Source organism: Pseudomonas sp. IT-93MI4 (assembly GCF_949767635.1).
GTDB lineage: Bacteria > Pseudomonadota > Gammaproteobacteria > Pseudomonadales > Pseudomonadaceae > Aquipseudomonas > Aquipseudomonas putida_A.
Genome location: NZ_CATKPP010000047.1, coordinates 1 through 314 on the forward strand (window position 1 = coordinate 1; position 314 = coordinate 314).

Consider the following 314-nt stretch of genomic DNA (forward strand, 5'->3'; position numbering starts at 1 on the left):
AGCACGTCATCCTGCAGCGGCAACTGACCGGCGGCGCGAGCTTTTTCTGGGAGTGGGAGCGCTCGGGCAAGGCGGCGCGCTGCGTGCGGCACTGGGCGTCGTTCGCGCAGATGGACACCCGTTACGTCTGGGCCGATGACGGCAGCGTCGCGGTGCACTACGTCGATGGCAGCGAAGAAACCTACGTCCACGACGACAGCGCACGGCTGGTGCGCAAGGTCGAGGCCGATGGCGGTGAGCACCTCAAGGCTTATGACGACGCGGGCCGGCTGATCGCCGAGCAGGATCCGCTGGGCGCGGTCACCGAATACCGT

General features: G+C 67.5%; 1 protein-coding gene. It reads left to right on the top strand.

All coding sequences use genetic code 11. From position 1 onward, the window contains the following. The coding region (locus ACM6I7_RS19115; RefSeq protein ID WP_414889045.1) for a hypothetical protein at positions 1–314 on the top strand (314 nt) is incomplete at both ends.